Genomic DNA, 13097 nt, shown 5'->3' on the forward strand with positions numbered 1-13097 from the left:
ACATATAGTCATTTTCCACAAATATGAAAAATCAGTTAAAAATTGCAATAATAGGTCTTGGTTACGTAGGGTTGCCTTTGGCGAGACTTTTTGCTACAAAATATCCTGTTATAGGATTTGATATTAATAAAGATAGAATCGCTGAACTACAAAGTGGAAGAGACTCTACTTTAGAAGTTGATGACGATCTACTGAGAGCGGTTCTTTTAGAAGAAAACCCTTTAATAGGAAATGAAGAAATAATTAATGGACTATATTGCTCTTCCGATGCAAAAGATATTTCTGAAGCTAATATTTATATTGTAACTGTTCCCACGCCTGTAGATAAGCATAATCGTCCAGTACTTACACCTTTGTACAAATCAAGTGAAACGGTTGGTCATGTATTATCCAAAGGAGATATAGTTATTTACGAGTCAACGGTTTATCCTGGAGTCACTGAAGAAGAATGTGTTCCTGTTTTAGAAAAAATATCAGGTTTGAAATTTAATGAAGACTTTTTCGTAGGGTATTCACCTGAAAGAATCAATCCTGGTGATAAAGAACATACGGTTGAGAAAATTCTGAAAGTTACATCCGGATCTACCCCTGAAATAGGAAAAATTGTTGATGACTTATACAAATCGGTGATTGTTGCCGGTACACATTTAGCACCTACTATTAAAGTTGCTGAAGCTTCAAAAGTTATTGAAAATTCTCAACGTGATCTGAATATTGCTTTCATGAACGAGTTGGCTAAGATTTTTTCTTTAATGGATATTGATACCCATGACGTTTTAGAAGCGGCTGGAACTAAATGGAACTTTCTTAAATTTAAACCAGGTCTAGTCGGAGGACATTGTATTGGAGTAGATCCTTTTTACCTTGCTCAAAAAGCTCAGGAAATAGGATATTATTCTGAATTAATTTTAGCTGCGAGAAGATTAAATGATTCAATGGGAGCTTTTGTAGCATCACAGGTTGTTAAGTTGATGATTGATAATGATATTAAGATTAAAGGTGCAAAAGTTTTAAATCTGGGAATCACTTTTAAAGAAAATTGTCCTGATATAAGAAATTCAAAAGCTATAGATGTTATTACCCATTTGCAGGATTACGGAGCGGATGTAGTTACTTTTGATCCTTGGGCAAATACTGATGAAGTAAAGCACGAATATGATATTGATTGTCTGTCGGAACTTTCTGAAAATGAAAAGTATGATGCTATTGTTTTAACTGTATCTCATCAGGAATTTCTGCAGTTAGATCTAGAAAAGTTCCTGAATGGAAATGGAGTGATATATGATGTAAAAGGAATTCTTAGTAAAGAAATAATCAGCAGACGGCTCTAATTTAATTGACTAACAAGATTGGTTATCTTCAAATCTTTAGGCAATTTAATAATTTAGTAAATCACAAAATTAAAGCAATAAGTACATTTTTGTATTGTAAGTTATGAAAATATACAACATAATTTTATCGGGAGGTGTAGGAAGCAGACTTTGGCCTCTTTCACGGAAACAGCATCCTAAACAATTTCTTAAATTATTTTCTGGCAAATCATTATTTGAATTGACTGCGGAACGTAATCAGGAAGTAGTAGATCAAATTATGGTTGTAGGAAACACAGATCATATTGAGTGGAGTAAAATGCTTTTGCAGGATATTTCGCTTCCCAAAACTTTTATTACAGAAACAGTAGCCAGAAATACAACTGCTGCTATTGCATTTGCAGCTTTAGCTGTTGATGAGGACGATGTATTGATTGTTACACCATCTGATCATCTCATCCAAAATCAGGATGCTTATGAAAAAGCAATAAAAGAAGCTATTGAATTGGCAAAAAAAGACTTTCTTGTTACCTTTGGTGTTGTTCCTTCAAAACCTGAAACAGGTTACGGATACATTGAGTATCAGGGTAAAGATGTGTTGTCTTTTAGAGAAAAGCCCAATACTGAAACAGCGCAGGAATTTTTAGAAAGAGGAACGTTTCTTTGGAATTCAGGAATGTTTTGTTTTAAAGCAGGTGTTCTTTTAGAGGAACTTAAAGTCTATCAGTCAGAACTATTAGATAAGTGTAAAGCGGTGTGGCAGACATCTTTTGATCAATGCTTAAATGCAGAAGCTTCTCAGAAAGTTCCTTCCATCAGTATTGACTATGCAGTAATGGAAAGATCCAAAAAAATTAAAGTCGTTCCTGCACATTTTCGGTGGAATGATTTAGGCTCTTTTGAATCATTGTATGATTATCTGCGTTCTACCGGTCATCCTGTAGATGAAAACGGAAATATGGTCATTGGTACTGAAATTTTCACGGCTTTTGTAGGACTTAGCAATTCAATTCTTGTACATACACCAGATGCAATTCTTATTCTTCAGAAGGAGAAATCGCAGGATGTAAAGAAAATATATAATCAGCTGGAAAAATATCAATCCATTTTAAGGTAATAAATAATATGATTTCAAAAGATTCATTAATATATATTGCAGGTCACAGAGGGATGGTAGGATCTGCTATCTGGAGACAGCTTTCGGAAAAAGGATATACGAACTTGTTGGGAATGACAAGTAAAGAATTAGATTTACGGAATCAAAGCGAAGTCTTAGATTTCTTTGAAAAAAATAGACCTTCTGCAGTGATTGATGCAGCAGCAAAAGTTGGAGGTATTTTAGCAAACAATTCCTACCCTTACCAGTTTCTGATGGAAAATATGCAGATTCAGAATAATCTGATAGATGCTTCCTTAAAGATGAATGTTGGAAAATTCATTTTTTTGGGTTCTTCTTGTATTTATCCAAAGCTGGCACCTCAACCGCTTAAAGAAGAATATCTTTTAACAGATTCATTAGAACCAACTAATGAATGGTATGCGGTAGCCAAAATTACAGGAATTAAAGCCATAGAGTCTATCCGAAAACAATTCGGTAAGGATTATGTATCTTTGATGCCGACCAATTTATACGGAACACATGATAATTTTGATTTGAATACCTCTCATGTTTTACCTGCGATGATTAGAAAGTTCCATGAAGCAAAAGAAAATAACAACGCACCGGTAACATTATGGGGATCCGGAACGCCAATGCGGGAATTTCTTTTTGTGGATGATATGGCAGCATCTGTTGTTTTTGCGTTAGAAAACAAACTTCCGGAACACTTATACAATGTGGGAACTGGTAAGGATTTAACGATCAAAGATCTGGCTGAATTAATTCAGAAAATAACAGGTCACTCTGGAGAAATTGTCTGGGATTCTGAAAAACCAGATGGAACTCCCAGAAAATTGATGGATGTTTCAAAAATGCACGAATTAGGCTGGAAACATCAGATCGGGCTTGAAGAAGGAATTACGAAAACCTATCAGTGGTTTCTTGAAAACCTTAATAATTTCAAACAGGTAAAAATGTCTTAATATTATTTGCTTTAAAAATTACTTATCAAACATCATTCATCAATAATAAACAAGCATACATCCAAAAGATGAAAACAGCATTAATAACAGGAGTTACCGGACAGGACGGCTCATACTTAGCAGAGCTTTTGCTTGAAAAAGGCTACAGAGTTCATGGTATTAAAAGAAGAGCTTCTTCATTTAATACCCAAAGAATTGACCATCTTTATCAGGATCAGCATGAGCAGAATGTTAATTTTACGTTACATTATGGTGATTTGACGGATTCAACCAATATCATCAGAATTATACAGGAAGTGCAGCCGGACGAGATATATAATCTGGGTGCGATGTCTCATGTGAAAGTTTCGTTTGATTCTCCGGAATATGTTGCTAATGTTGATGGAATCGGAACTTTAAGAATTCTTGAAGCTGTTAGGATTTTAGGTCTGGAAAAGAAAACAAGAATTTATCAGGCTTCAACCTCTGAATTGTATGGAGGTCTTCCGGAAAATAAAAATGCGGCGGGTTTTTATGATGAAAACTCTCCCTTCTATCCCCGTTCGCCGTATGGAGCTGCCAAAATATATGGCTTCTGGATTACCAAAAATTATCGCGAAGCTTACGGAATGTTTGCTTGCAACGGAATTCTATTCAACCATGAATCTCCAAGAAGAGGAGAAACTTTTGTAACAAGAAAGATTACCATGGCAGTGGCTGCTATTGCCAAAGGCAAACAGGAGTGTTTATATTTAGGAAACCTGAATGCGCTTCGTGACTGGGGACATGCCAAAGATTATGTAGAGGCTATGTGGAGAATCCTACAGCAGGAAAAGCCTGAAGACTATGTGATTGCTATGGGAGAAACCACTTCGGTAAGAGATTTTGTACGAATGGCTTTTAATGAAATCGGGGTAGAATTATCCTTTGAAGGTGAAAATGAAAATGAAATTGCAAAGGTTAAAGCATGCAATAATCCTTTATATCAACTTGAAATTGGTAAAACGGTAGTTTCAGTAGATCCGGATTATTACAGACCAACAGAAGTTGATCTTTTGATTGGCGATCCTACAAAAGCAAAAACTCAGCTGGGCTGGAAACCTCAATATGATCTTCAGGCTTTGGTAAAGGAGATGGTTTTTTCTGATTTACAGCAATAGATAATATTTCATAATGAAAATTTGTAATTGTAAATCTTATTTCGAAAACTAACTATATAATAAATCTTGAATTTGGCTATAATATTCGTTTTATTATTATAGATTAAATTTTTTTAAGTAATGTTTTAAAATGCAGTAAATTGAAAGAACAAAAAAGTTTATTAAATTTAACCATATTATATTCTATAGGAAACTTTTCGTCAAAAATTATTAGTTTCATATTAGTTTTTTTTACCACTTTCTATCTTTCTAAGGCAGATGTTGGTGCCTATGATTTAATTTTAATTACATTGAGTTTATTAAGCCCATTTGTAACCTTTCAATTGACCGATGCTGCACTTAGATGGCTGTTAAGTGATGACACAGTTGAAAATCGTAAAAATGTTTTTTCAACCATATCTGTAATCCTAATAATCTCTCACCTATTATTGTACATTTTCATGTACATATATAATTATTATTTTCCTATTAAATTTTTCAATCTACTTTTAGTTTTAGTTTGTTGTCAATCCATCTATCTGTTTTTTTTACAATTTATTCGTGGACTTAGTAAAAACGGATTGTATGTATGGGCTGGTATAATCTATACATTGATATATGTTGGTCTAGCAATACTTGCGCTAACGGTACTGAATTTAAAAGTGGAAGGCTTATTATATTCAAACATATTAGCTGGTATAATGATGAGCTTTGTACTTTTGATTGCCGGAAAATTATATTCATTTTTTGATTTGAATCATACGAGTATTAAATTTAGTAAGGATTTGTTGAGGTATTCTACTCCTCTTATTCCTAATTCATTAAGTTGGTGGGCAATTTCCTCTGCCAATCGCTATATTATCCTGATGTACTTAGGAGCTGCAGCCAATGGTATATTTGCAATTGCTTACAAACTCCCAACTATATTATTGATGATTGTAAACGTGTTTTACCTTGCTTGGCAGGAAAAAGCGATTCTAAGTTATGAAAGAGAAGATAGAGACGAATATTATTCTAAAGTTTTGAAAGACTATATCAGAATATTATTTTCCTTATCAATTCTTATAGTTGCTGCAAATAAGATTGCATTATCATTTATGGTAAGTAAAGAGTTTTTTGATGCATGGCAATATACTCCTTTACTTTTATTAAGCATCATATTCAGTTCAATAGCCGGATTTTACGGAACCGGGTATCTTAGCTCCAAGAAAACGAAAGGGGCATTTACAAGCAGCATTTTTGGAGGTATTGTTACTGTTGGGTTATCATTTCTCCTAATTCCTCGTTTTGGATTGTTCGGTGCAAGCTGGGCAATTGTTCTTGGTTATTTGGTACTAATGTTAATAAGAATTTATCAGACTAAAAACTTTTTTAAAATAAAATTTCCTATAAACTATTTTTTCATCTTTATGATATTATTTACTATTAGTTCATTATTAAATTATGGTAATTTTATATTTGAAATTGTAAATATTATATTTTTCTTGATTATGGTTGTAATAATAAATAAATCTGACTTAAAGCTTAAAAAATGAGATTAAGTAATAAAATTTCTAAAATTTATTCAGTTTTTGTTTCGTTAAGGATAAAAGGTGTAAGAAAGAAATTTTCATTAATTTTTTTCGGTAAAAACAAAATTTATGTAAATAACGGTAATATAAATATATATAAAGGTTTTTTTCACTTTAATAAGTCATTTAGATATCCAGAACCTAATGTTGGATATTTAGAATTAGGGAAAAGATCGGAAATAAATGTTAATGGAAATTTCAGTATTTACAATGGTGGTCATATTGTCATTATGGATAATGCAAAATTGAATTTGGGAAGTGGATATATTAATAGAAACGTTAAAATAAGATGTTTTAATGAAATTAATATTGGGTGTAATGTTGCTATATCTGAAAATGTTTCAATTTGGGATAGTGATGCTCATACAATTTTAAAGGATAATTATATTCCTACAATTCCAATAACTTTAGGAGATAATGTTTGGATAGGAATGAATTCTATTATATTAAAAGGTGTTACATTGGGAGATGGTTGTATAGTTGCTGCGGGATCAATTGTTAATAAAAGTTTTCCTCCAAAGTGTTTAATAGGTGGAACTCCTGCTAAAATAATTAAAGAAAATGTTGAATGGAAATAAGTAATTACTTAGATAGAAAAGTCTCAATAATTATGCCTGTATACAATGTTGAAAAATACATTGCAAAAAGTATTGAAAGTGTTTTAAAACAAACATATACAAATTTTGAATTGTTAATTATCATTGATGGCTCACCAGATAATAGTAAACAAATAGCAGAGACTTTCGAAGATTCTAGAATTACTATTTATGAGAAGCCTAATGGGGGACTTTCTGATGCAAGAAACTTTGGACTCAATAAAGCTAATGGAGACTATATATATTTCATTGATAGTGATGATTGGATAGAACCGAACTTATTAGAATCTACATTTAAATTCTTCGATGAAGATGATGTAAATGTTGTTATTTTTGGCTATTTCCTTGATAATGAAGATTTAAACAAAAAACTATTATCAGCACAAAAAATTGAAAGTGAAAATATCGAATTCGTTAAAGGTAAAGACGATTTTTCTTTGGATGAAAATATGATCAATCTTTTAGGATATGCTTGGAATAAAATTTACAGAACAAAGTTTTTAAGAGATCATAATATTATTTTTGATAAAGGAGTTTCTCTAGTAGAAGATATTTTATTTAATTCAAAAGTATATAAAAGTGTTGATAGATTAATTTTTATAAATGATACTTTATATCATTATATAAACAGACCATCAGAATCTTTAATCAAAACTTTTCATACAAACTCTTTTGAACTATATCTAAAAAAAGCAAACTCCATGGAACTTTTTTTAAATTCATGGAAAATTTCTGTAGAAAATAAAAATACAATATTAGCCAAAGTCATTGTATCAGGTATAAGATATTGTATAAATAATCTTTTTGCATTTAAAAATAATTTATCCGAAAAAGAAAAACTTGATTATATAAAAATGATTATTAATCACAGTGAAACACAAAAATATATAAGGTATTATAAAGCAGTGAGTATTTATGATAAACTTTACAAAACAATGATCAGCGCACAAACTTCGCTTTTATTATATCTACTCTGCAAAATAAAAAAATAAAATGTTTATAAGTAATTATTTTTCATTCGAAACCAAAACAAGAATTCTTCTGTTTTTACAAAAATTTAAAACCAGCAGATTTTTTTCCAACCTCAAAAAAGGTGAACAAAAAAAAGCATTTATTTTTTTGGCGGCAGATTACGGTAATCTGGGAGATGTAGCGATTACTTATGCCCAAACAGAATTTTTAAAAAAATCTCTTACGGATTATAAAATTATTGAAATTCCTATTAGTAAGACCCTTGAAGGTATTTGCGCTGTAAAAAAAGCAATAGGTAAAGAAGATATTGTAACAACAGTTGGAGGTGGTAATCTGGGAGACTTGTATGATCAGATAGAATTTTACCGACAGCTGGTTGTAGAAAATTTCCCAAAAAATAAAGTTATATCTTTTCCGCAAACATTTGATTTTTCTGATACAGCAAAGGGATCTAAAGCTTTGGAAAAAGCAGTAGAAACATATAGTAAGCACCAAAATTTGGTGTTTGTTTCTAGAGAAAAAATTACGTTTGATTTGATGAAGAAGTACTTTATTAAAAATAAAATTATTCTTACCCCTGATATTGTGATGAGTCTCAATGAAAGTAATCCTACTTTTGAAAGAAAAGGAGCTGTATTTTGTTTGAGAAATGATGACGAAAAGTTATTGAAAAAATCAGAAAATGATCTGCTTATTGACTTAGTAAAGAAAAGGTTTGACACTTTTACTTTTTATGATACTCATATTAATAAAAATTATTTAACTGTTGATGAAAGAAAGCTTGAACTTAAGAGAATCTGGGATACTTTCAAAAAAGCAGAATTGGTAATTACAGATAGATTGCACGGAATGATTTTTTGTTACATAACAAATACTCCTTGTTTGGTTTTTCAAAATAATAATCATAAAGTAAAAGGTTCTTATGAATGGATAAAAGACTGTAGTTCTGTTTGGCTGATTGATAATTTCTCGGAGGAGAAAATAAGTAAAATACTTTCGGAGAGTAATTTTTTCAGATCAGAATTTTCTCAATTAGAAAAAGAATTTACAATTCTTTCAAATGAATTAATATTATGAAAAGAATTCTTCATATTATAGGTTCTATGAACAGAGCTGGAGCCGAAACGATGCTGATTAATTTGTACAGAGTGTTGGATAGGGATCAGTACCAGTTTGATTTTCTGTACTTCACAAATGAGAAATGTGATTACGATGATGAAATTGAAAGATTAGGTGGTAAAATTTATAGAGTTGAAAGTATTGGTACAATCGGCAGATTTTGGGAAACATATAAGTTTTTAAAATCGAACGAGCAATTTTATGCAATTCATACACATACGTTACTCAATAACGGATTCAATGTTTTTGGAGCCTATTTAGCAGGATTAAAAAAAAGAATATCGCATTCACACAATACATCCAACGGTAATGCAGATAATTTTTCTAGTAAAATTTATTATCATATATCAAAATTTCTTATTAATACTTTTTCTAATGGTTATATTGCCTGTGGTAATGAAGCGGGTAGCTATTTATTTTATAAAAAAAATAGATTTCTATATTTACCTAATGCTGTAAATTTTGATGACTTTACTCAAGATAATAATCTTAGAAATGATTTAAAATGTGATGAGAATACAATTTTAATCTGTCAAATAGGCAGGTTTTTGGAGGTGAAAAATCATTCATTTTCTATAGAGCTGGCAAAATATATGGATGAGCGTAACATTAATTTTAAATTGATATTTGTTGGAGATGGTGTTTTGAGAGAAACGATGGAGAAACGAGTTAAAGAGTTTGGTTTGGATTCCAAAGTTGAATTTCTTGGTTTAAGAAAAGATATTCCTGCAATATTGAGCAGTTCAGATTGCATGATATTGCCATCATTACATGAAGGGTTTCCTGTAGTATTGGTAGAATCTCAGGTAGCAGGTACACCATCATTAATTTCTACAAATGTTGCCAAAGAAGTCGATTTGGGAGTTGGTTTGGTTCAATTTGAATCACTGGCTTCAAATTTAGATTTGTGGGTTGATAAGTTGCTTAAAATGAAAGGGTTGAAAAAAATAGATAAATGTCATTTGAACGCTTTAGAAAACAAGGGTTTTAGCACAAAAGGTAGTTTAAAACAGTTGATAACTTATTATAATGATATTTAATTCAGAATCAAAACAATATTTTCAAATTAAAAGTTAAAATAAAAATACGGTTCACTTATTAAAATTATATTTTGATTAATCATTTTAATAAATTATATGTTTGATTTAATCCCCATTGATTTATATAGTAATGTCTACAATTATATTCTGCTTGGAATATTATTACTTGTTACTTTATATTCTCTGAAATTCAGATTAAAAAATGCGGTAAATATATTCAATGTTAATATTCTATTAGTCTTCCTATTTGTTTTTACATTATTTTATATTGGTTTCAGACCAATTCATGGGAAGTTTTTAGATATGACAACTTACAACTACGAATTTGAATATTATAAAAATGGAGGAAGTACTGATAAGGTAAAATCTGATTATTTTTTTTGGTATCTGACATATTTTTCATCAAAAGTAATTAATGCCCATCAGTATTTTTTTTTGTTGGCTTGCTTATATGTTATTCCTTTATTTGTTGTTTCTAAAATTCTCTTTAAAAAATACGCATTTTACTCTTTTTTCTTTTTTATAGCTTCATTTTCTTTTTGGGCTTATGGTACTAATGGAATCAGAAATGGAGTCGCAACGTCGATCTTTTTATTGGTTTTTGCTACAAACAAAAAATGGTTGCGGATATTGATAGTTTTTATATCAATACAATTTCATAGTTCAATGATAATTCCAACAATAGCCTTAATTATAGCAATATTATATCAGAAGCCAAAATACCTTCTATATTTTTGGTTTACATGTATACCAGTTTCATTATTTTTAGGCGAGACATTACAAATATTATTTGCAGGATTAATTGAGGATGACCGGACATCTTACTTGACGGCAGGAAATATAAATAACGATAATTTTAGTAGTACTGGGTTTAGGTGGGATTTTGTTCTATACAGTTTTTCTGCTGTTTATGCCGGATATTTTTATATTTTCCAAAAGAAATTTAATGATAATATTTATAGAATTATCTATTCTACATATGTGATATCTAATGCTCTTTGGATTTTGGTAATAAAAGCGAATTTCTCTAATCGTTTTGCCTATCTATCTTGGTTTTTGATGGCTTTAGTGATTATTTATCCTTTACTTAAGAGACAATTGTTTAATAACCCATACAGAGCAATCGTTTATGTGATGCTTGCTTATTTTGGTTTTACTTTTTTTATGACCGTAATAAAATTTAATTAATGTTGTTATCTATAATAGTTCCAATGTACAATGTTTCTCAATATTTAGAGAAATGCATTAAAAATATTCAAATTGATAATATTGAATATGAAATACTAATGATTGATGATGGCTCTCCTGATAATTCTATTGATATTGCAAATGATTTGGCTAGAATAAACAAAAGGATTAAGGTTTTTTCTCAAAAAAATAAAGGATTGGGTGGTGCAAGAAATCTAGGAATTAAAAATGCGACAGGAAAATATATCCTATTCTTAGACGCAGATGATATCTTAATCAAACAAGATTTTCAGTTTTTAGATGAAGAAGTATCGGAAATTATAGAATTTTCTTCAAAAAATATTACTTTCGACAATAATATAATTAGCGAATTTAATGCGGAAAATGTTACTAACCCATTAGATGGGATTTCCTATTACAGTATTTACCCTTCAATGTTCTCAGTATGTAATAAGCTATATTCTAAAGTTTTTTTGTCTCAATACAACTTGTTATTTAAAGAACAGATATACATAGAAGATTTTGAATTTAATACTAGAACTTTTTTCTTTTGTAAAAGAATAAAAAGTTTTAATGAATCCATACAGTATTTTGTTCAAGTAGAAAACTCTATAACAAGAAATTCTAATAAAGAACGAAAAGTAAAACTTGTAAATGACATGATAAAAGTAGGATACTATATTAGAGATTTTACAAAAAATATGAAACTTTCAAATTTGGAAATGAAATTTATTCACGAAAGATTTTGCTACTTAACGGTTGATATTATTTTCCATACGCTTAAAAATAATCTTGGTGATAAATTTTTATTAGAAAAAACTGATGAATTGAAAAACAGCAATTTATATGATTTAAGTTGTAAATTAAAACATAGAAAAAAGGATTTTTTTCGAAAAATCTTAAAATTTCCATTTGGATTATTTATTATAAAATACTATTTAAAAATAAAATATGATGAAAAGTAGATCTAAGTTTATATTATTAACTACGGTTCCAATTTCATTAAATTTTTTCAGAGATCAAATAAGTAAATTAAATGATATTTATGATGTAACATTAGTCAGCTCACCATCATCATTGCTAATTGAAATTGCGAGTCAGGAAAATGTAGCTTTTAGAGCAATAAAAATCAATCGAAATATATCTTTAATTAACGATCTGAAAAGTTTACTTAATTTAGTATTTTATTTTTTAAAAATTAATCCCGCTATTATTCATTGTAATACACCTAAAGCTTCTCTACTTGGTCTATTAGCTGGATTTTTGACCAGAGTTCCTAACAGGATATATTATATACATGGTTTAAGGTACGAAGGTGCCAAAGGTTTAAAAAGAAAATTACTTAAAGGTATGGAAAAGGTTGCTTGTTTCTGTGCAACCGATATTATAGCAGTTAGTAATGGGATTAAAATAAAAGCTAATCAGGAATTAACAAGTAAGACAATCAATGTGATTCATAATGGTAGTGCAAACGGAATGTTCATTGACGAATATGTTAATGCTAAATATAATAAAAAAATATTACGTGAAGAGTTATGTATTTCTGAAGAAGACTTTGTTTACGGTTTTATAGGTCGTCTCGTAGGTGATAAAGGAATTAATGAACTTGTTTCTTCATTTGATTCGTTAAATCAAAAAAACAAACAAATAAAGTTAATTTTAGTAGGCTCATATGAAGATGATTTGGATCCTTTAGAAAATTCGACAAAGTTTACCATAGAGAACAATCCTAATATAATTTATGTTGGTTTTCAAAAGGATGTCAAAAAATATCTTTCGTTAATGAATGTTTTTGTGTCACCATCTTATCGAGAGGGATTTGGCTTGTCTTTATTGGAAGCCAATTTAATGGGAATACCTATTATAGCGTCAAGAATTACTGGTTACGAGGAAATAATAAAAGAAGACAAAAATGGGTTTTTAATACCTTCTAAAAATAAGGTATTACTACAAAGTAAAATGTCTGAAGTATATTTAATGCAAAACAAGTTAGTTGAAATGAAAGAATTTTGTATAAATAATGTAATTGAAAACTACAATCATGAAGATGTTTTACGTAAAGCAATTCATTATTATAAATCTATTACTTTATCTAAATAAT

Annotated in this window: 12 protein-coding genes; all 12 read left to right on the forward strand. The window is 29.8% G+C overall.

Annotation, left to right across the window (positions count from 1 at the left end):
• The first annotated feature begins 23 nt into the window (after window positions 1-23).
• Window positions 24-1331, forward strand: a complete 1308-nt coding sequence (locus AC0NBN_RS01465; RefSeq protein WP_160811486.1) for a nucleotide sugar dehydrogenase — start codon at window positions 24-26, stop codon at window positions 1329-1331.
• 103 nt (window positions 1332-1434) lie between these two features.
• Entirely contained in the window at window positions 1435-2427 is a 993-nt protein-coding gene (locus AC0NBN_RS01470) for a sugar phosphate nucleotidyltransferase (RefSeq protein WP_160811485.1), read from the forward strand.
• Window positions 2428-2435: 8 nt separating this feature from the next.
• Window positions 2436-3392: a GDP-L-fucose synthase family protein gene (locus AC0NBN_RS01475; protein ID WP_474466649.1), complete on the forward strand. Its 957-nt coding sequence runs from the start codon at window positions 2436-2438 to the stop codon at window positions 3390-3392.
• A 68-nt stretch (window positions 3393-3460) separates the two neighbouring features.
• On the forward strand, window positions 3461-4531 hold the full coding sequence (gene gmd / locus AC0NBN_RS01480; protein WP_160811484.1) for a GDP-mannose 4,6-dehydratase: 1071 nt from the start codon (window positions 3461-3463) through the stop codon (window positions 4529-4531).
• A gap of 140 nt (window positions 4532-4671) precedes the next feature.
• Entirely contained in the window at window positions 4672-6045 is a 1374-nt protein-coding gene (locus AC0NBN_RS01485; protein ID WP_160811483.1) for an oligosaccharide flippase family protein, read from the forward strand.
• Window positions 6042-6659, forward strand: coding sequence for an acyltransferase (locus tag AC0NBN_RS01490; protein ID WP_474466654.1), 618 nt, complete (start codon window positions 6042-6044; stop codon window positions 6657-6659). The genes AC0NBN_RS01485 and AC0NBN_RS01490 overlap by 4 nt, the downstream gene beginning before the upstream one ends.
• Window positions 6650-7669: a glycosyltransferase family 2 protein gene (locus AC0NBN_RS01495; RefSeq protein ID WP_160811482.1), complete on the forward strand. Its 1020-nt coding sequence runs from the start codon at window positions 6650-6652 to the stop codon at window positions 7667-7669. The genes AC0NBN_RS01490 and AC0NBN_RS01495 overlap by 10 nt, the downstream gene beginning before the upstream one ends.
• 1 nt (window position 7670) lies before the next feature.
• Window positions 7671-8726, forward strand: coding sequence for a polysaccharide pyruvyl transferase family protein (locus tag AC0NBN_RS01500; protein ID WP_160811481.1), 1056 nt, complete (start codon window positions 7671-7673; stop codon window positions 8724-8726).
• Window positions 8723-9808, forward strand: coding sequence for a glycosyltransferase (locus AC0NBN_RS01505; protein ID WP_160811480.1), 1086 nt, complete (start codon window positions 8723-8725; stop codon window positions 9806-9808). The genes AC0NBN_RS01500 and AC0NBN_RS01505 overlap by 4 nt, the downstream gene beginning before the upstream one ends.
• A 96-nt stretch (window positions 9809-9904) precedes the next feature.
• A complete protein-coding gene (locus tag AC0NBN_RS01510) occupies window positions 9905-10996 on the forward strand; it encodes an EpsG family protein (RefSeq protein WP_160811479.1) in 1092 nt (363 codons plus the stop codon).
• Complete coding sequence (locus tag AC0NBN_RS01515) at window positions 10996-11961, forward strand: glycosyltransferase family 2 protein (RefSeq protein ID WP_160811478.1); 966 nt, start codon at window positions 10996-10998, stop codon at window positions 11959-11961. Before AC0NBN_RS01510 ends, AC0NBN_RS01515 begins: the two co-directional genes overlap by 1 nt.
• Complete coding sequence (locus tag AC0NBN_RS01520; protein ID WP_474466669.1) at window positions 11948-13096, forward strand: glycosyltransferase; 1149 nt, start codon at window positions 11948-11950, stop codon at window positions 13094-13096. The genes AC0NBN_RS01515 and AC0NBN_RS01520 overlap by 14 nt, the downstream gene beginning before the upstream one ends.
• The last annotated feature ends 1 nt before the right edge of the window (window position 13097 follow it).

The sequence above is a fragment of the Chryseobacterium sp. L12 genome (assembly GCF_056133985.1).

What these genes read in the sequence shown, in the direction of transcription:
- AC0NBN_RS01465 (WP_160811486.1), top strand. Translation starts at nt 24, where the DNA reads ATGAAAAATCAGTTAAAAATTGCAATAATAGGTCTTGGTTACGTAGGG.
- AC0NBN_RS01470 (WP_160811485.1), top strand. Translation starts at nt 1,435, where the DNA reads ATGAAAATATACAACATAATTTTATCGGGAGGTGTAGGAAGCAGACTT.
- AC0NBN_RS01475 (WP_474466649.1), top strand. Translation starts at nt 2,436, where the DNA reads ATGATTTCAAAAGATTCATTAATATATATTGCAGGTCACAGAGGGATG.
- gmd (WP_160811484.1), top strand. Translation starts at nt 3,461, where the DNA reads ATGAAAACAGCATTAATAACAGGAGTTACCGGACAGGACGGCTCATAC.
- AC0NBN_RS01490 (WP_474466654.1), top strand. Translation starts at nt 6,042, where the DNA reads ATGAGATTAAGTAATAAAATTTCTAAAATTTATTCAGTTTTTGTTTCG.
- AC0NBN_RS01495 (WP_160811482.1), top strand. Translation starts at nt 6,650, where the DNA reads ATGGAAATAAGTAATTACTTAGATAGAAAAGTCTCAATAATTATGCCT.
- AC0NBN_RS01500 (WP_160811481.1), top strand. Translation starts at nt 7,671, where the DNA reads ATGTTTATAAGTAATTATTTTTCATTCGAAACCAAAACAAGAATTCTT.
- AC0NBN_RS01505 (WP_160811480.1), top strand. Translation starts at nt 8,723, where the DNA reads ATGAAAAGAATTCTTCATATTATAGGTTCTATGAACAGAGCTGGAGCC.
- AC0NBN_RS01510 (WP_160811479.1), top strand. Translation starts at nt 9,905, where the DNA reads ATGTTTGATTTAATCCCCATTGATTTATATAGTAATGTCTACAATTAT.
- AC0NBN_RS01515 (WP_160811478.1), top strand. Translation starts at nt 10,996, where the DNA reads ATGTTGTTATCTATAATAGTTCCAATGTACAATGTTTCTCAATATTTA.
- AC0NBN_RS01520 (WP_474466669.1), top strand. Translation starts at nt 11,948, where the DNA reads ATGATGAAAAGTAGATCTAAGTTTATATTATTAACTACGGTTCCAATT.